This window comes from Bacillus sp. 5mfcol3.1, assembly GCF_900114335.1.
In the GTDB taxonomy this organism is placed as follows: Bacteria; Bacillota; Bacilli; order Bacillales; family Bacillaceae_G; genus Bacillus_A; species Bacillus_A thuringiensis_S.
The window spans coordinates 281253-299517 of sequence record NZ_FOST01000004.1 but is presented as its reverse complement, the minus strand read 5'-3'; the positions used below and the strand labels follow the sequence as shown (position 1 = coordinate 299517).

The following is an 18265-nucleotide window of genomic DNA, read 5'->3' as shown; positions in this document are numbered from 1 at the left end:
ATGTTTTTAAACTCCCATGTTAAGTCATAAACTATTTTTACAATAGGGTGTTCTTCGTAATTATTGTTGGTATTATGACGTATGTTCAAGCATATTATTTAACGTGGATGATTCCATAAAGAGAAAAAGAAATAACCTTTGCATTTTTCAGATTATCGTGTATGATGGGAAAGTATTGAAAATTAAATCAGTGATAAACTAGGGGTGCCTAACGTATGCGTAGGCTGAGAGAGAAGCGCGTGAACTTCTTAACCCTTTGGACCTGATCTGGCTCGTACCAGCGTAGGGAAGTTAACGGCTTTACATAATGATGTCTTTATGAGCCAGGTCCTTATTTTTTTATGGACCTGGCTCTTTTTATTTTGGCATGCGCTGGCCATATCTCGTCCTTGTCACGAACAGGGGGGCAATAAAATTTATGAAACAATCTGTTTCAGCTGAGCAAATTGAATTGAAATCGAGTTTACCAGGGAGTAAGAAAGTATATGTGGATGGACCACGAGAAGGCATGAAAGTACCGATGCGTGAGATTAAACAAAGCGAAACAAATGGCGTTCCAAATCCGCCAATTCGTGTGTATGATACGAGCGGACCTTATACGGATCCTGAGTATAAAGTGGAGTTAGAAAAGGGGATTCCAACGCCGCGCCATTCTTGGATTCTGGGGCGTGGTGATGTAGAAGCATACGAAGGGCGTGAAGTGAAACCAGAGGATGACGGTGTGAAAGTGGCTTCGAAACATACACCTGTTTTCCCGCAGATGGATCGCAAGCCACTTAGAGCAAAGCAAGGTGCAAACGTTACGCAAATGCACTATGCACGTAATGGCATTATTACGTCTGAGATGGAGTATGTTGCGATTCGTGAAGGGGTAGAGCCGGAGTTTGTTCGTAAGGAAATCGCAGAAGGCCGCGCTATTTTACCAGCGAATATTAATCATCCAGAAGCTGAACCGATGATCATCGGGCGTAATTTCCATGTGAAGGTAAACGCGAATATCGGAAACTCAGCTGTATCTTCTTCGATTGCAGAAGAAGTAGAGAAGATGACATGGGCAACGCGCTGGGGTGCAGATACGATTATGGATTTATCTACAGGTAAAAATATTCATACGACGCGTGAGTGGATTATTCGTAACGCGCCTGTACCAGTTGGAACTGTACCGATTTATCAAGCGCTGGAAAAAGTAAACGGAATTGCAGAAGATTTAACGTGGGAAGTATATCGTGATACGTTAATTGAGCAGGCGGAGCAAGGCGTTGATTACTTTACAATTCACGCTGGTGTATTGCTTCGTTACATTCCAATCACGGCAAAGCGTACGACAGGTATCGTTTCGCGCGGTGGTTCGATTATGGCGCAGTGGTGTCTATTCCATCATAAAGAAAACTTCCTATATACTCACTTTGAAGAGATTTGTGAAATTATGAAGCAGTACGATGTTTCGTTCTCTCTTGGAGATGGATTACGTCCAGGGTCTATTGCAGATGCAAATGACGAAGCACAGTTTTCTGAGCTTGAAACACTTGGCGAATTAACCAAAATTGCTTGGAAACATGATGTGCAAGTTATGATTGAAGGACCTGGACACGTACCGATGCACTTAATTAAAGAGAATATGGAGAAAGAGCTTGATATTTGTCAGGGCGCGCCGTTTTACACACTTGGGCCGCTAACGACAGATATTGCACCAGGTTATGACCATATTACATCTGCAATTGGAGCTGCTATGATTGGCTGGTTTGGAACAGCGATGCTTTGTTATGTAACGCCGAAAGAACATTTAGGTTTGCCAAACAAAGATGATGTACGCACGGGTGTTATTACGTATAAAATTGCAGCGCATGCGGCTGATCTTGCGAAAGGACATAAAACGGCTCATCAGCGTGATGATGCACTTTCAAAAGCACGCTTCGAATTCCGTTGGCGCGATCAATTTAATTTATCTTTAGATCCTGAACGTGCGATGGAATATCATGATGAAACGTTGCCGGCAGAAGGGGCAAAGACAGCTCACTTCTGTTCAATGTGTGGACCGAAGTTTTGTAGTATGAGAATTTCACATGATATTCGTGAGTATGCAAAAGAAAATGATTTAGAAACGACAGAAGCAATTGAAAAAGGAATGAAAGAGAAAGCAGAAGAATTTAAAGAAGCTGGTAGTCATTTATATCAATAATATGTTACACCTCTTTACTTGATTGATCACACTGTAGTACCTAACTTTATTATAGAAGAAGCCCCATTTGCTAAGACGGTAGCAAATGGGGCTTCTGTTGTTTATAAGGCGAAGAAGAGATGTACCCAGTAGAATAAGAGGAATAGTGTGACGACTGTTGTGAGCGGGATAACGATAAGGGATACACTTAAATAGTCTTTCCATTTTACTTTAATTTTGTTTTGTTTCAGAATATACATCCAAATGAGTGAAGCTAGTGTACCAATTGGTAGTAATAGTGAACCGATGTCACTACCAATGATGTTTGCAAGATAGATTGTTTTTAATGTGACTGGATCTAGTCCCATTTCTGTTAATGTAATTGTACCAATCATAAGTGCAGGATGGTTATTGAAGACGTTAGAGAGGAGGGAGACGAGTCCACCCATTGCAAAGCTAGCATAGAGTAGATGTTGACTTACAACTGGTTCAAGCCAATTTACAAGCGCCGCTGTTAATCCTGCGTTGTGAAGCCCGTAAATAATGACGTACATAGAGAAAGCGAAAATTAAAATGTGCCACGGTGTCTTTTTCAAAATATCGACAGGATTTGTTCGTAAGTAGTACCATCTCCAAATGAGAAGAACGAGTGAACCAAGTACTGCAACGATTTCAATTGGGATGGATAAGAAGGATGCAACGAATAGAAGACAGCGCATAAGGAAGACGAAACCTAATACTTTTAACATGAATCTTGTCCGTTTTTGTTTCGTATCAACAGAATTATTTCCTTTTAGTGGATGGAAGTTTTTCGTGAAGAAAATTTCTTCAATATCATATGAAGAAACAGGTAATTTTTTCGGAAGTTTTTTCTTCAAAACTGTATACATGAGCCATGACATAAATAATAAGCCTAATGTTGCAGGTACAAACATCATAGCAGTATGCATATAAAGAGTCATATTAACGATATTTAATGCGATTAAATTTACGATATTACTTACACCAATTGGTGCACTAGATGCCGTAGCGATTAAAGCACCACTTAATAAATAAGGAATTTGCTGATGAGGTTTTAATTGAAGATTTTTTAGAAGAAGAATTAAAATGGGAGTTGTAATTAAAATACTACCGTCGTTATTAAATAAAAGAGTCATAAGAAAACATAATAATTGAATATACCAGTATAAGCGGCGTCCAGAACCCTTTGCTAAATTTGCTAGTTTCGCTGCGGACCAATGGAAAAAACCGAAGCTTTCTAATATAACTGCCATGACGATGGTCGCTAATATTGTTATGGAAGCACCGCCAATTTTACTTATAATATCCATGACGTCTGGTTTTGATACAAGTCCAGTAATTATGATGATACCAGCTCCGATTGCTGCTGGCCACGCCTCATTTAAACCTCGAGGCCGCCAAAAGATAACAATCATCGTTAAGAAGAATACAATAATAGTAATCCATATTTCAATGCTCATATTTTGCCTACCTTTCTATTTTCCCTTGAATAGATGTAGCTTGTCTCAAGGTTATATTGGTAGTATATTCAGCAAAAAATAAGAAGAACTAGACGTATAACGAGATGAAGCGAATATGTGTTTTTCATGCTAAAGGACAAGTGTCACTCGTAGTGAAATAACTATTGTGATAGGAGTCTATTAATTGATTGGGCAGTAAGGTAGTAAATGAGATTTATATCAGCGTAACTGAAAATATATCAGCGATTATTGAAATATATCGGCGTAACTCAAAATATATCAGCGATCATTGAAATATATCGGCGCAACTGAAAATATATCAGCGATTTTTAAAATATATCGACTTATCGACAAAACATGACAAAAGGAGCCCATCCCAAAATGCCTTTTGGAACAGACCCCAAGACTATATTATTTTTCCTTCAAAAAAGTACGATCCTTCAAGAATAAATTCCAGAAGAAAATAAATCCTGGTAATAAAATTGCAATCCCAATTGCGTATAGAATGAGCAGTGCATAGAACGTTTCTGTCGTTGTAAAGCTTGTAAATACAGTTACGTCAGGATAAATAATATAAGGTAAATGCGCGACGCCGTAAGCGTAGCTTGCAAATGCATATTGAGCGACGACAGCTAAAACGGCAATGCGAGGATATCCTAGTGTATTGTACTTTTTGTTTGTCCACCAAAGGGACGAGTATCCGATAACGAATAAAACAATAGAAACTGTAAACCACGGGAATTGCTTTATTAATCCTTGCATAAGCCAATGTGTTTCAGGATCCATTACAACGAGGGCGATGATTGCCGTAACGAGCGTTGCAGGACCAAGGATGATGGCATTTCTTCTATAAATTCTATACGTATCTTCTGAACTTTGTTCTCTCGCAAAATCAGCAAGAAAGAGAGAGGAGAGAAATAGTTCAGACGTTATTCCGAAGAGCATATAGCAATAGATAACCGGGCTAGAAAGAAGTTTTCCATACAGGAGTACTTCTTTCCCTTCAGACATTGTAATATAGGCTCCCTCTGTAACGGGTAAAACGGTAATTAATAGTGCTGGAATTAAGAGACCAGTAATACCTGAAATAACCCGAAGAAGGTACTGATATTTCGGCAAGGAGTAAGCAAACACCATAAATGTACTACGTACTGCAACGAGCACTAAAATTAACATAACTGGTACGAACATTACTGTCGCAAGGGTAAAGGCCGCTTTCGGAAAGAAGCCGAGAAATGCGACAACGACGAAGACGAGAAACGTATTTGTTACTTCCCAAGTTGGGGATAAGTACCGATTCGCAAGTTTGGCAGCGAGCGTTGGATGTTTTGCGTATACCATGCCCCAAAAACCAGCGCCAAAATCGATGGACCCTAATATACTGTATACGAAAATAAGGGCCCATAAGATGATGATTGCAATACTTTCCTCATGCATGAGAATCGCCTCCTTGGTGTTGTAAATCATTCTTTAATGGATGTCTTCTAAAGAATGTACGTAGAACAAAGACTGTTAAAATAGCGAGTCCAATATATAAAATGATGAACAAAACAAATAAAGGACCGACGAAATCAGCGCGTGTAGATGCATCGACGGTACGTTGCATACCATAAATTGTCCATGGTTGACGACCGCTACAACTGAAAATCCAGCCGAATTCAATACCGAGCATCATAATTGGTCCGCATGCAGCAGCTCCCCAAAGTAGCCACTTCGGTAGTTCTGTTCCCTTTTTTCGGTAAACGAAGTACCAATATAAGAGCGCAATTGCTGCAACTGCAAAGGTGAACGCAGCGGTGCCGACCATTAAGTTGAATAGTGTATGTGTATAAAATGGTGGCCATGTTTCTTGTGGGAATTCGTTTAGACCTTTTACGACAGTGCTAGGGTCTAGTCCCACTAATAAGCTAAGCATGTTTGGAATTTCAAGTGCATAGTTTAGTTCAAGTGTATTAGGATCCACAACTCCGCCAATGGATAGCGGTGCGTGTGATGTCGTTTCAAATAAAGCTTCAGCAGATGCAAGTTTTTCAGGTGAGTGTTTATGTAAGGCAATCGCTGATTCATGTCCTGAAAGCCACATCGTAGCGCCTGTAATAAATGTAACGACAAGCCCTAATAGTAGCCCTTTTTTATGATAAGCAATTTCACGTGTACTTAAATTTTTCTTCAATAATTTAAATCCAGCGATAGAAGCAATGACAGCCGCACCAGTTGCATAAGCCGTAATAACAACATGGAATGCACTTGTGCCAAAACTTGGATTAAAGAAAGCTTTCCACGGATCAACGTTAAAAACAGATCCATCTGGATTCATTGAAAAGCCTGCTGGTGTATTCATCCATGTATTTGCTGATGTAATAAGCACGGCGGATGCTGTGGCACCAAGCATGACGAAAAATAGCGAGATTAATCTCATAAATGGAGGAAGTTTATCGGCTGCATATACGTAAATCGACATGAATAAAGCTTCCAAAAAGAAGGCGAAAATCTCAATTTGGAAGGGAACAGAGATAACTTGCCCAACAATTTTGGCGAAACCAGGCCAAAGAAGTGAGATTTGCACACCAACAATTGTTCCAGTTGGAATTGCTACACCGAGAAGAATAGCAAACGCCTTTGTCCATCTTTTCGCCATAATGGCATAGTCGGAGTCTTTCTTCCAGTGATAGAGTATTTCGCTTATAAAAATCATCAATGAAAGTCCGACGCCAAGTGTTGCAAAGATAATGTGGAATGCTAATGAAGAACCAAAAAATGCTCTTGCTAATGTTACCGTATCCATATGTAAACTCCTCTTCTTTTTTGCCATTATTTTCTGATTGAATTGGAAGATTTATTCAAAAAAACTACCAAAAATATATATGTATTTAAAAAGTGAATATGATAATATAATGTTGTAATATTTTGAATAGAAAGAAATAAATAGTTGGTCATGTTTTGTTTGTTTTTTGCTCAGGAATCTTTTATAATCTTTTATGCGAACATAAGTTCTGTTTTTCGGAATCAAGAAGTTTATGTGAAATGGAGAGGGTGTTTTATGTATCCTGAAGTCATTAAAAAGATGGCATTTTCAAAAGAGCATAGAGATTTATTATTGAAGCTATATAATAAAGAAATTACGCGTCGTGAATATGATCGACTTGTACAATCGCTATATAAACCTTCTAAAGAGGTTTGCGGGGGATAGAAATGGGGGAGACAATCTAATAGATTGTCTTTTTTAAATTTATGTATGTTCTGATAAAATTAAGGTTAGCCTTACTAGGGAGGTGAAAAGATTGCGGAAACGTTTATATATAGGGATTGGAGTTATCTTCTTAATCGCTTTAGGTGGAATTGTATTTTGGTCAGCTTTACAAGGAAACCGTACAGAAAATTTTATTTTAAGACATATGGTGAATGACAATGGAACACTTGCCACGTATCGTTTGGTAGATACTAAGGCAGGTACGGGTGAAGCTAAGGGACGTGAAGCTTTATCAGAATCGGCGGGATTATGGTTACAGTATACACTTGATAAAGATGATCAGGCGTTATTTGATGAGCAAGTAAAGGTTATTCAAGATAATTTCATATATAAGAATCATATCGTTTTATGGAAACTCTCTGAAAAGGGAGAGAGGCAGTCAGCTACAAATGCACTTATAGATGATCTTCGTATTATAGAACAATTATATCGTGCTTATGAAATGTATAAGGAAGAGCGTTATAAAAACCTTGCCGATCAATTAAGTGATGCTGTACTTCGTTATAATAAAAAAGATAATTATTATGTTGATTATTATGATGCAGATGCAGGGAAACAAAATAATTTTGTAACAACATCATACATAAATCCGCGTGCATTCTCCTATATGAAGAAGTACGGCAAAGTTTCTGCTCAGCAATATCAGGAAGTTGTTCAATTTTTAGCAGATTATCCAAGGCATGGCTGGGCATTCCCAAAAGAGTATAAAGAAGATGGTACATTTACGTACGATAAAGAAGTGAATCTTATTGACCAATCATACGTTGCATATCATCGGAGTTTAGGAGGTCTTTCATCAGCTGCTTATTTGGAATTTATAAAGAAGAAGTTCCAAGCGGATGGAAAGCTATACGGTCGTTACAATTTAGAAACGGGAAAACAAACTGTGAATTATGAATCGCCAGCCGCTTACGGACTAACGATTTTGTACGTACTACAAACAGGTGATACAAAGTTTGCGAAGGAATTGTATGATCATATGTCCACATTCCGAAATGACAACGTATTTAGTAGATATTACGGTGGATATGTAACAGGTGAAAATAATAATACGCATATTTTTGATAATGTACTACCACTTTTAGCTGAAATGGAATTAAAAAAGAGTGAACAATAAAAAGTGCCACCATATGAGGGTGGCACCTTTTATTTGTTCATATAATTTTACGTCCTAATATTAGAGAAATAGTCAATCACAAATTCACGAAATTGCTGAGCAGTTTTCGATAAGTAGCGTTTCTTCGACCAACTTAATCCGATGGTTCGCTGACAAGTGGGTTCAATAATACGCAACTTGCTTGATGCTAAAGTAGAGTTTTTTAATAAAGTTAAACTTGGAACAAAAGCGATGCCGAGACCTTGCTTAATGAGGTCGCTAATCACGGTCGGTTCATCTACTTCAAAAGCAATATGCGGAGTGAAACCAGCTTCTTTACAAAATTCATCCGTTAAGTGCCGAAATCCGTAGCCAGTGTTCATACTAATAAACGGTTCGTCTTTTACTTCATGCAGGTGGATATTTTCTCGGCCGGATAAACGGTGGCCTGAAGGGACGACTAAGAAAATTTCTTCTGTAATAAGTGATTCCCAAACAACCTCCTCACCTTCAATTGGCACAGAGGAGATACAAAAGTCAATTTCTATATTATCTAGTTGTCGTTTCATAGAAGGAGTGGATGCAAGAAATTGTTGGAACCGAACGTTAGGATGTTCTAGTAAAAAAGAGCCAAGTAGTTCTGGTAATATTCTCGGAATAGAAACGGCCAGTGTAATAGAGCTTTGTTGTAATTCGGCTAAATCTTTAATTTCTCGTTCCCCTTCACTTAATTCATGAAAAATACGCTCTACTCGTTTTAAAAATACTTTTCCGAAAGAATTTAAAGTAATCTGTCGGCCTTGGCGATCAAATAAAGGGACTCCTAAATCCTTTTCGAGTCTAGCGATTGTTTTGCTGAGTGAAGGTTGCGCGATATGCAATTCTTCAGCTGCCTTTGTCATATGTTCTAGTCGTGCAACTGTCTGAAAGTATTTTAACTGGAGCAGTTCCATTTCGAATCTCCTTTCTATAGACCAAAAGGAATGAATTGATAATTAAAGATGTATTATACAGTATGGAAAGTGACGTGTATAGTAAATCTGTTAAACCATTCTAATGGTGTTAAATTCGGAGAAGGAGTATGTTTCATGAAGGGAATTCAACTTATATTTAAAGATTGGAAAGCGATGTGGCACCATAAACATGGACGTATCGCTTTAATTTTTTTATTAATCGTTCCGTTAATTTATTCAGGATTCTTTTTAGCTGGATATTGGGATCCGTACGGAAGATTAGATAAATTACCTGTTGCAGTTGTGAACTTAGATAAGGGTGCTATGATGGATGAAAAAACAATTCATGCAGGAGACGATTTTGTTAAAAATTTAAAAGAGAATAAGGAACTAGCTTTTCATTTCGTATCAGAAAAAAATGCAGATGAAGGGTTAAAAGAAGATAAATATTATATGGTTGTTACGATTCCAGAGAATTTCTCTAAAAAGGTAAGTACACTTATGGATGAGAAACCAGAGCCGGCAAAGTTGCAGTACAAAGTAAATCCAGGTAAAAACTTTGTAGCAGCTCAAATTGGAACGACAGCTGTTGAAAATATGAAAACAAAAATCTCAAATAGTATTACGAAATCTTATACAGAAGGTGTCTTTTCGAAGTTCCAAGATTTGGCACAAGGATTGAGTGATGCAAGTAATGGTGCTGAGAAGTTACATGAAGGAACGACCGATGCAAAAAATGGAGCGAATCAGCTTGCGGATGGTATTGATCGTTTAAGTGATGGGACATCGAAATTGAAAGAAGGAAGTGACAAGCTTGCATCCAGTCAATCTGCTTTAACTGGGGGAGCAAATGAGCTGAGTCAAGGAGCGACATCACTTCATAGTGGTATGGAATTACTAGTACAAGGTGAAAAAACGTTACAATCAGGAATTAGTGAATTAAGTGCTGGTACAAATGAATGGGTGAATGGAAATGAAAAACTTGCTGAAGGGCAAGCGAAAGCGGACAATGCGGCAAATAGTGTAAAACAACAATTAGAAGAGTACGTGAAAAATCATCCAGAAGTGCAGCAAGATCCCGCTTTTCAAAAAATTGTTGCTACGTCTAATGGACTAGCTAAAGCAACAAGTACGTTAAATAATAGCCAACAACAATTGACACAAGGTGCGAAGAAGCTTACTGACGGTCAACATAAGATTGAAGAAGGCATAAATACATTCGGAGTTAAGTTAAATGAAGCTACTGCTGGAACGCAAAAGATAGCAGATGGTGCATCGAATTTGGCTGATGGATTTACGAAGTGGGGAAATGGATTTACATCATTGCAAGAAGGTGTAAACCAGCTTGCGAGTGGTGGAACGGAGCTGAATAACGGTGCTGGTAAATTAACAAATGGACTTGTTAAACTTGATGATGGTGCGAAAGAACTTTCTACGAAATTGGGAGAGGGTGCAGAGAAGATAGCGAATGTTCGTAATGATGATGCACGCAATACGATGTTCTCAGAGCCAGTTCAGTTAGTGAAGTCAACAGTTTCTGACGTTCCTAACTACGGTTCAGGCATTGCACCATATTTCTTATCGCTTGCATTTTATGTTGGCGGAATTATGGCATCGAATATTTTACCGCTTGGTCGTAGACAAAATATGAAGGTAAGTGGAACGGTACATTTTATTAATAAACTAGGATTGGTATATTTAATTGGACTTATTCAAGCGCTACTCGTAGATGTAGTTGTGCTAGGTGTTATGAAATTAGAAGTTGCCAGTGTACCACTTTTTGTTTTATCAAGTATTGTGATTTCCTTTACGTTCATGACATTTATTCTTATGTTAGTAACAGTATTTGGTCTTGTTGGAAAGTTCTTAGCAGTAACGCTTCTTGTCTTGCAATTAGCGACAAGCGGGGGGACTTTCCCAGGAGAATTAAACATAGCTGTTCTTAGCAAAATTGGGCAGTTTCTCCCAATGTCTCATTCTCTTAGAGGATTACAAGATGTTATCTCTTTAGGAGATTGGTCGCAATTAAAAATACAAATTTTAATATTGTTATGTTATCTCATTGTTGCCGGTGGAATTGCTTGGATCACGAGCCATATACAGCATAGAGAAACGAATGTAGAACAAGTTTCTTAAAATGAAATAAGCTATCCGATTTTTTCGGATAGCTTATTTTTTATTTACGTTCCATTACTGCAAAGTAATTATTTTCATTATCAGCAAAGTTGAATGCTCTACCAGTAGGTAAATCTACAACCTGTCCAACTGTGACATTTTTCTCAGAAAGATCTTTATATAGACGGTCTAAGTCATTTGAGAAGAACATAAGTGAAGGTGTATTAAGGTTTAGTTCAGGTTGCATCTTCGCGATTAACGCTTTATCGTGAAGGACGATGCTTGTTCCTGCTTCTTTCGCCGGTGCAATTTCAATCCAGCGGAATCCGTTTCCGTTATTCTCTTCCGCAATGATTTGGAACCCTACTTTTTCTGTCCAAAATTGTACTGTTTCGTCTTGATTATTTACATATAGCATAATTTGTCCAACTTGATTAATCATAGGTGTCTCTCGCTTTCTTTTTATATGCGTATCATTATATCAAATATATGGCTTGAATAGTTTTTTATGATTTTTTCGGAATACAACCTTCGTCCATTTCATCTTTGTTGTAGGAGAAGGACCTGTAATCCAAGTATGAAATGGTATTGTGCTACAAATGAACATTGTTGAAATAGAGATAATAGCCGTTAACACAAATAGTAATAGGCTATATAATATAGTATTTTCTTGCAGTGTGAATAAAGAAAGAAACTTTGTGCATAGTTGCAAGAAGAATAAGTGAGCTAAATAAGCACCATACGTGTAATTTCCAATGAAACGTAACGTTTTATATAAGAAACCACGACGCTGTACTATCATAATAGATAACACATACAGTATGATAATTTCGCATACGATATATAAAAACATAGATGGTTTTAAATAGGTAGAAACAGTTAAATGAATAGAGTTTGCTCCGTAAAAACTAAACAACTCATAATTGATGAATAAAAATAAGATGAAAAATAATATTGTTATAAGCGGGATATGTTTCATGACGAATAGACGCCAAGTTTTTAGTGCTACAGCGGCAATGCCACCCATAACGAAATAGAATGAGTAGAATAGAAATGATCGATCTGTATAATGTAAAATTGTTGAACTTGTTAATTTTTCTCCATTAAAAATATAGTGAGAAGAGAACCACATTAATAGAAAATATAGGCAAGCGAAAAAGGTCATATATTTATATATGTCTTTTTTATTTTCTGTTCGTTTTTGAAACCAATAAAAAAGTGTGCATAGTAAAGGGAACAATAAGTGAATTTGGAACATCATAATAACGTACCAAAGATGGGGCGCGGCTGTTCCGAGTAATAAACTTTTTATTCCGCCTTGTAATGTAATAAGATCATTTGTTGTTAATAAGTAAAGAATAGACCAAAAGAAATAAGGAATGAGTAAGTGTGTCGCTTTTTCAGAAATATATTCTTTATATACTAATTGCTTCGTATAGTGACGAATTAAGTGAAATCCAACGATAAATATGAATGCTGGTGCTGAGAATTTTGCAAGATTAAATAGCATGCCCATAATGAGGGATTGCTCAAGTAAGACATTTCCTTGCTTCATTGTATATAATAAGGAACTTTGCAAAACGACAGCGAGAAATGCAATGCTTTGCAAAACTTTAAATTCAGGTGCGCTTTGTGTCATTATTTCCATCTCCTTTTCCATACATGATTATAGTACGGAGAATGGATAATGAATGTGGAATATTTGTGAAGATTTTAACAAATTTGTGGCGAGAGGAAATATCAACTTATCAACAAATAACGACAAAAAGAGGATGCTCGTTTAGAGCATCCTCTTTCTAGCTATTAAGCAAATTTGTTTTTGATCCAATTCTTACCTTCTACAAGGCGAGCTGTCATTACCGCACAAGCGTTATCTGCTGTTACGTTTAACATCGTTGCAGGTGGATCAATGATTGTACTAATTGCTGCGATAATTGGCAGTGCTTCTGGCGGGAAACCGTATAGAGATACGATTAACATTTCACCAATCATACCACCGCCTGGAATAGCACCCATTACTGTTCCTACTAATAAAGAAACAACAAGTGCGATTGCTAATGTTTTCGGTCCTTCGAATTCCATGTTGAAAATACCGAATAAGAAAGCAATTTTTAATACGCCACCTAAAACAGATCCGTCTTTATGAAGTGTAGAACCAAGAAGGACAACTGTTTCACGAACGTCTGAAGAAATACCCATTTTCTTCGTTGCTTCTAAGTTCGCTGGAATACTTGCGGCACTACTACAAGTTGCAAGTGATGTAACTGTAGGGGAGACCATGTTCTTCCAAAATACTTGTACACCTTGCTTGCGACCTGCAAGGTATGCATAGAATGTGAAGAATACAAAGAAATAAATTAGAGAAGCTGGATAGTATACCATTGCCGCTCGGAAGTAAGTTCCAAGAAGTTGTGGTCCGAATTCACCAACTAATGCTGCGAAGTAAGCAGCAAGTCCGATTGGAGCGTAGTACATAATGAAAGATACAACCTTCATTGAAATCTCTGCACCAGCTTGTAGGAATGTAGCGAATGGCTTTCCTTTTTCGCCAACTGCTGAAGTTGCAATTCCCATTAAGATAGAGAAGAAAATAAGAGCTAACATATTTTCACGAGATAGTAACTTCGAGAAGTCAGATACTGTTAAAATACCGACGATTTGATCTGCAACACTAACAGCTTTGCCGGCTTTGTCAGGTTGTGTTAGTTCTAGTACAACACCTTGTGCTGGCGGGAATACTTTCACGACAATAATCATAAAAATAGCAGCTAAAATACTTGTAAATAAGAAAGTCCCAGCCATACTAGACATAATTTTACCGAAACGTTTTAATCCATCCATATTAGCAATAGACGATGCGATGCTAAAGAACACTAGAGGTACAACAATCGTAAACATTAAGTTTAAGAAAATATCACCAAGCGGCTTTAAAGCAACTGCATCGGCACCCATGAAATAACCAATGAAACCACCAATTAGGATAGAAGATAATAAAATAAGTGGAAAGCGATATGCCTTCATAAATATATCCTCCTATCAATTAAAAAAATCATACTGAATCATTATAGCGAGTTAGAGTCCTCTTTACTAGGAGAATACGGATAAATGGAATAGCGTGAAAACCAAGAAATTTTTGTTTTTAAGCTCGGCATACAGCAGGAAATCTAGACATATATATTTGTAACCTAGTGGTGGCAAGGGATGCACCATAACTTAGGTTTAGAAAAAGGGGGAGGGAAGCGGAATGAATATTTTACTTTGCTGTGCAGCGGGAATGTCTTCCAGTTTGATTGTTACAAAGATGGAGAAAGCAGCAGAGGCAAGAGGGATAGAAGTAAAAATCTGGGCAGTATCAGGTTCTGAAGTGAATAGTCATATTGATAAAGCTGATGTCCTTTTACTTGGACCGCAAGTACGTTATTTATTACCGAAAATGAAAGAATTATGTAAGGATAAAGGGATACCTGTTGATGTCATTCAATCCGTTCATTACGGACTTTGTAATGGAGAAGCTATCTTGCAAGCAGCTTTGTCAATGAAACCATGAGGAGAGTGGGATAGATGATACGGTTTTTAGAGAAGTACGTGATGCCGGTAGCAGGGAAGGTTGCAGAGCAGAGGCATTTGCAAGCAATTCGAGATGGAATTATTTTAACGATGCCTTTCTTAATTATTGGATCGTTTTTCCTCATTATTAGTGCACTGCCGATACCTGGATATAACGAGTTTATGGCAGGTTTGTTTGGTGAGAATTGGCAGAGAGCTTTAGGGTATCCAGTTAGTGCAACTTTTAATATAATGGCTTTAATAGCTGTTTTTGGAATCGCTTACAGACTTGGAGAGTATTATAAAGTAGATGCTTTAGCATCCGGGGCATTGTCGCTTGTGACGTTTTTACTTGCGACTCCATTTCAAGTTGCATATATTATACCAAGTACAAAAGAAAGTGTACTTGTAGAAGGCGCTATCCCAGCTGCATTAATGGGAAGCCAAGGGTTATTTGTAGCAATGATTATTGCACTTATATCTACTGAACTTTATCGGTTTATTGTACAAAAAAAGATAATTATAAAGATGCCAGAGACAGTTCCACCAGCTGTCACGCGTTCATTTGCCGCACTTGTTCCAGGATTTATTGTTGTAACAGTTATTTGGATTTTACGCTTAATTATAGAAAATACTTCTTTTGGCAGTATCCATAATATCGTAGGACAAATTTTACAGGAACCACTTAGTGTACTTGGTGCTAGTCTTTGGGGCGCAATAATAGCAGTTATTCTCGTTCATGTTCTTTGGTCGTGTGGAATTCATGGTGCTACTATTGTTGGTGGTGTAATGAGCCCCGTTTGGTTGTCGTTAATGGATCAAAACCGAGTTGCTTTTCAAGCTGGGCAAGATGTACCAAATACAATTACGGCACAGTTTTTTGACTTATGGATTTATATGGGCGGTTCTGGTGCAACGCTTGCTCTAGTTGTCGGAATGTTACTATTTGCACGAAGTCAACAATTAAAAAGTTTAGGGAGATTGTCAATTGCACCTGGTATATTTAATATTAATGAGATGGTAACTTTTGGTATGCCGATTGTAATGAACCCACTTTTACTAATTCCATTTATATTAGTTCCAGTTGTGTTAACAATTGTTTCTTACTTTGCAATGGAATGGGGATGGGTCGCACGTCCGAGTGGGGCCGCTGTACCTTGGACGACACCTATTCTTTTTAGTGGATATTTAGGATCGGGCGGGAAAATTTCAGGTGTTATTTTGCAACTTGTTAACTTTGCGCTAGCATTCTTCATTTATTTACCGTTCTTAAAAATATGGGATAAACAAAAACTGGCGGAAGAAAAGGGGGAGTAAAGAACTAAAATGGATACGATAGAGACGAAAGCTTTTCATTTAATCTTGCATGGGGGAAACGCGAGAAGTTGTTCAATGGAAGCAATTGATTGTGCGAAGCGTGGGGAGTTTACAGAAGCTGAAGCTAAATTACAAGAAGCACTAGAGGAATTAAAAGAGGCGCACCGTGTACAAACGGAGCTTATCCAGAAAGAAGCTGGTGGTGAAAAGACCGAAGTTACTCTTTTAATGGTACACGCACAAGACCATTTAATGAATGCAATTACGGTGAAAGAATTAGCGAGTGAGTTTGTAGAGTTATATAGGAAGATGTCGGTGGATGAATGAACCTTGCTTATGCAAGGTTTTTTTATCTAGAATTAACGGGCAGTAAAACTCCCACTAATTAAAATTTCATTTTATGTATGTGCCTGTACCATCAGTGGAATGTTCATCCCACTGATGGTATTTTACAATCCTCCTTTTTTCGGATGAGTAAGAGTTATAATTAATCGGCAGTAACAATTTCTCCTATACCACGAATTAATCTTTTTATATGCATCCGTTCCGGTTTTAATATATTTACGATATAATCAATCGCTATTTGTGGTTCAACGGTTGTACCGCAAGTATAACAGTCAATAGCTGCAAAATTTTGTTCCGGGTAAGTGTGAATGGAAAGATGGCTTTCTGATAATAGCACTAATACAGTAACACCATATGGCTGGAACTCTTTTTTACTTACGTTTAAAACATGGGCACCAGAGTAATCTGCAGCTGTAACTAGATGATATTCTAAAAAGTGCATATCATCTAATAGGGAAAAGTCCACTCCCCACAAATCTACTATTATATGCTTGCCAAAGGTAGAGTATTCCATAGGGCAGCACTCCTTACTATTAATATCGTCAAAACTTCATTTCCTGTTTGTAGCATTGATGTAAGATAAGATTTGATTCTGAATTTAAGAGAGCGAGGTTACGTTGTTCTAGATGTTCTTCTTTAAATTGGAATAAAGGAAAAAGAAGAGAAGGCAATGTTCGAGGATTTGGTACTACATATAATTGTTCAATTTGATCGAGTATATGTGCAGAATTAGTAGCAAGATGAAATCCCCAGTCAGTTCCGAAAGAAGGAACTATTGTATGATAACTTTTCACAGTTAATCCAGCGTGTTCAATTGTATTACCGATACTCCAATATACTAGAGGTGCATCAGCAGGTGAATTAGATTGACAGACGAAAGCACCATCTTCTGTTAAGAATGTAGCTATACGAGCAAATAGTTCGCTTGTATATAAAGTACTTAACAACTTTGTCGCTGGGTCTGGAAAATCAATAATGATTACATCGTATAAAGATGAAGGTGAATTTAGAAATTCTTTTGCATCGCATACGTGCACGTTCACTCGATTATCAAAAAAAGCATTTTTGTTTAAAGATACTATTTCTGGAACATTACGTGCCATATTAATCATCGCCTCGTCTAAATCAACAAGGTCTACATGTAGCACAGTTTCATATTTCAAAACTTCTCGTAAGGCAAGACCATCGCCACCACCTAATATGAGAACACGTTTTGGATCAATTACTTTTGACATAATTGGATGTACAAGTGCTTCATGATAAATTTGCTCATCAACGGAACTAAATTGAAGTTGCTTGTCCAAGTATAAGCGAACATCGTTAACTTGGACTAAATTAATATTTTGATAATTACTCTTTTCTTCAAATAGGTTCGTATGTTCACCAGCTTGTATTTCCTTTAGAGAAATTTCATCCCACACATCTAAGCTGTGTGAATCTGTAGGTACTATAATTACATTTTCCGATTGTACTTGCTTATCTTGCTTATTCTGCTCATTCTGTTTGTCCTGTTTATCTTGTTTGTCTTGTTTGTCTTGTGTATCATGCTTGTCCTGCTGTTCTAGTTCAAATTTGTCAGAGTCTAATTCAGAACGCTTGTCCTTTTTATAGCTTGTTATTCTATAAATCTTTATTTTGCTTTGTTTTCTATGTTTTGGCATAGGAATCCCCTTTCGAATTGTGTTATTTTATTCTATTTTATTTTATGTAATTTAGTAGAGTGTGCTTGGACAATAGAATAGATAGAAGACTGAGCTCAAGAAAATGTTGTTTTTTACTAGATTTCTACGATAAAAAAATTTTTTTAGTGTTTTTTTCATATTAAACATAACTAGACAACTAAACACTAATCTATTTTCATACAGTTATGTGTTAAAAGCGTGTTGTTTTATAACACACTGTGTGTTTTTTGGACGACACACTAATTGAAAGCGTTAACACACAAAGAAAATGCTCGAAAAAGCACTGATTTTAGTGGTTTTAAAAAGTTGGCACGCTAATTGC

The 18265-nt window shown here is 37.3% G+C and carries 16 protein-coding genes and 1 riboswitch; of the genes, 7 read left to right on the top strand and 9 right to left on the bottom strand.

The window, feature by feature from the left end; translation table 11 throughout:
* Nucleotides 1–190 precede the first annotated feature (190 nt).
* Nucleotides 191–306: riboswitch (TPP riboswitch) on the top strand.
* 112 nt (nucleotides 307–418) lie between these two features.
* Nucleotides 419–2179 (top strand): phosphomethylpyrimidine synthase ThiC, encoded by a 1761-nt coding sequence (thiC, locus tag BM089_RS22720; RefSeq protein WP_061660730.1) that lies wholly within the window; start codon nucleotides 419–421, stop codon nucleotides 2177–2179.
* A 101-nt stretch (nucleotides 2180–2280) separates the two neighbouring features.
* Here the strand turns inward: thiC and BM089_RS22715 are convergent, their stop codons facing one another.
* The 3 genes from BM089_RS22715 to cydA form a co-directional block, all read right to left on the bottom strand.
* On the bottom strand, nucleotides 2281–3639 hold the full coding sequence (locus tag BM089_RS22715; RefSeq protein WP_090978149.1) for an arsenic transporter: 1359 nt from the start codon (nucleotides 3637–3639) through the stop codon (nucleotides 2281–2283).
* A gap of 411 nt (nucleotides 3640–4050) precedes the next feature.
* Nucleotides 4051–5076 (bottom strand): cytochrome d ubiquinol oxidase subunit II, encoded by a 1026-nt coding sequence (locus BM089_RS22710; protein WP_000544183.1) that lies wholly within the window; start codon nucleotides 5074–5076, stop codon nucleotides 4051–4053.
* Entirely contained in the window at nucleotides 5069–6424 is a 1356-nt protein-coding gene (gene cydA, locus BM089_RS22705; protein WP_075717055.1) for a cytochrome ubiquinol oxidase subunit I, read from the bottom strand. Before cydA ends, BM089_RS22710 begins: the two co-directional genes overlap by 8 nt.
* A gap of 255 nt (nucleotides 6425–6679) precedes the next feature.
* Here cydA and BM089_RS31195 point away from each other — a divergent pair, with 255 nt between their 5' ends.
* Entirely contained in the window at nucleotides 6680–6829 is a 150-nt protein-coding gene (locus tag BM089_RS31195) for a hypothetical protein (RefSeq protein WP_000283180.1), read from the top strand.
* 91 nt (nucleotides 6830–6920) lie between these two features.
* Entirely contained in the window at nucleotides 6921–8006 is a 1086-nt protein-coding gene (locus BM089_RS22695; protein ID WP_065229573.1) for a transcriptional regulator, read from the top strand.
* A 47-nt stretch (nucleotides 8007–8053) separates the two neighbouring features.
* On the opposite strand, the gene BM089_RS22690 is transcribed toward BM089_RS22695, so the two are convergent.
* Complete coding sequence (locus BM089_RS22690; protein WP_090978147.1) at nucleotides 8054–8938, bottom strand: LysR family transcriptional regulator; 885 nt, start codon at nucleotides 8936–8938, stop codon at nucleotides 8054–8056.
* Nucleotides 8939–9073: 135 nt separating this feature from the next.
* On the opposite strand from BM089_RS22690, the gene BM089_RS22685 reads away from it, so the two are divergent.
* A complete protein-coding gene (locus tag BM089_RS22685; protein WP_090978145.1) occupies nucleotides 9074–11074 on the top strand; it encodes a YhgE/Pip domain-containing protein in 2001 nt (666 codons plus the stop codon).
* A gap of 40 nt (nucleotides 11075–11114) precedes the next feature.
* On the opposite strand, the gene BM089_RS22680 is transcribed toward BM089_RS22685, so the two are convergent.
* From BM089_RS22680 to BM089_RS22670, 3 genes are all read right to left on the bottom strand, one after another.
* Nucleotides 11115–11495 (bottom strand): VOC family protein, encoded by a 381-nt coding sequence (locus BM089_RS22680; RefSeq protein WP_000610162.1) that lies wholly within the window; start codon nucleotides 11493–11495, stop codon nucleotides 11115–11117.
* A gap of 39 nt (nucleotides 11496–11534) precedes the next feature.
* Entirely contained in the window at nucleotides 11535–12692 is a 1158-nt protein-coding gene (locus BM089_RS22675; RefSeq protein WP_053563355.1) for an acyltransferase, read from the bottom strand.
* Between the two features lie 164 nt (nucleotides 12693–12856).
* Nucleotides 12857–14074, bottom strand: a complete 1218-nt coding sequence (locus tag BM089_RS22670) for a dicarboxylate/amino acid:cation symporter (protein ID WP_000649376.1) — start codon at nucleotides 14072–14074, stop codon at nucleotides 12857–12859.
* A gap of 223 nt (nucleotides 14075–14297) precedes the next feature.
* On the opposite strand from BM089_RS22670, the gene BM089_RS22665 reads away from it, so the two are divergent.
* Genes BM089_RS22665 through BM089_RS22655 form a run of 3 tightly spaced genes read left to right on the top strand, consistent with a single transcriptional unit; the run spans nucleotide 14298 to nucleotide 16243 of the window.
* Entirely contained in the window at nucleotides 14298–14600 is a 303-nt protein-coding gene (locus BM089_RS22665) for a PTS sugar transporter subunit IIB (RefSeq protein WP_001023543.1), read from the top strand.
* Nucleotides 14601–14614: 14 nt separating this feature from the next.
* Nucleotides 14615–15916, top strand: coding sequence for a PTS cellobiose transporter subunit IIC (celB, locus tag BM089_RS22660; protein WP_000617789.1), 1302 nt, complete (start codon nucleotides 14615–14617; stop codon nucleotides 15914–15916).
* A gap of 9 nt (nucleotides 15917–15925) precedes the next feature.
* Complete coding sequence (locus tag BM089_RS22655) at nucleotides 15926–16243, top strand: PTS sugar transporter subunit IIA (protein ID WP_000379645.1); 318 nt, start codon at nucleotides 15926–15928, stop codon at nucleotides 16241–16243.
* Between the two features lie 160 nt (nucleotides 16244–16403).
* Here BM089_RS22655 and speD read toward each other — a convergent pair whose 3' ends face one another.
* Nucleotides 16404–16775, bottom strand: coding sequence for an adenosylmethionine decarboxylase (gene speD / locus BM089_RS22650; protein ID WP_000456821.1), 372 nt, complete (start codon nucleotides 16773–16775; stop codon nucleotides 16404–16406).
* A 28-nt stretch (nucleotides 16776–16803) separates the two neighbouring features.
* A complete protein-coding gene (locus BM089_RS22645; protein WP_090978143.1) occupies nucleotides 16804–17922 on the bottom strand; it encodes a polyamine aminopropyltransferase in 1119 nt (372 codons plus the stop codon).
* Nucleotides 17923–18265: the final 343 nt, after the last annotated feature.

Excerpts from the sequence above, each read along its gene's own strand:
- thiC (WP_061660730.1), top strand. The coding sequence starts at position 419 with ATGAAACAATCTGTTTCAGCTGAGCAAATTGAATTGAAATCGAGTTTA.
- BM089_RS22715 (WP_090978149.1), bottom strand. The coding sequence starts at position 3,639 with ATGAGCATTGAAATATGGATTACTATTATTGTATTCTTCTTAACGATG.
- BM089_RS22710 (WP_000544183.1), bottom strand. The coding sequence starts at position 5,076 with ATGCATGAGGAAAGTATTGCAATCATCATCTTATGGGCCCTTATTTTC.
- cydA (WP_075717055.1), bottom strand. The coding sequence starts at position 6,424 with ATGGATACGGTAACATTAGCAAGAGCATTTTTTGGTTCTTCATTAGCA.
- BM089_RS31195 (WP_000283180.1), top strand. The coding sequence starts at position 6,680 with ATGTATCCTGAAGTCATTAAAAAGATGGCATTTTCAAAAGAGCATAGA.
- BM089_RS22690 (WP_090978147.1), bottom strand. The coding sequence starts at position 8,938 with ATGGAACTGCTCCAGTTAAAATACTTTCAGACAGTTGCACGACTAGAA.
- BM089_RS22685 (WP_090978145.1), top strand. The coding sequence starts at position 9,074 with ATGAAGGGAATTCAACTTATATTTAAAGATTGGAAAGCGATGTGGCAC.
- BM089_RS22680 (WP_000610162.1), bottom strand. The coding sequence starts at position 11,495 with ATGATTAATCAAGTTGGACAAATTATGCTATATGTAAATAATCAAGAC.
- BM089_RS22675 (WP_053563355.1), bottom strand. The coding sequence starts at position 12,692 with ATGACACAAAGCGCACCTGAATTTAAAGTTTTGCAAAGCATTGCATTT.
- BM089_RS22670 (WP_000649376.1), bottom strand. The coding sequence starts at position 14,074 with ATGAAGGCATATCGCTTTCCACTTATTTTATTATCTTCTATCCTAATT.
- BM089_RS22665 (WP_001023543.1), top strand. The coding sequence starts at position 14,298 with ATGAATATTTTACTTTGCTGTGCAGCGGGAATGTCTTCCAGTTTGATT.
- celB (WP_000617789.1), top strand. The coding sequence starts at position 14,615 with ATGATACGGTTTTTAGAGAAGTACGTGATGCCGGTAGCAGGGAAGGTT.
- BM089_RS22655 (WP_000379645.1), top strand. The coding sequence starts at position 15,926 with ATGGATACGATAGAGACGAAAGCTTTTCATTTAATCTTGCATGGGGGA.
- speD (WP_000456821.1), bottom strand. The coding sequence starts at position 16,775 with ATGGAATACTCTACCTTTGGCAAGCATATAATAGTAGATTTGTGGGGA.
- BM089_RS22645 (WP_090978143.1), bottom strand. The coding sequence starts at position 17,922 with ATGCCAAAACATAGAAAACAAAGCAAAATAAAGATTTATAGAATAACA.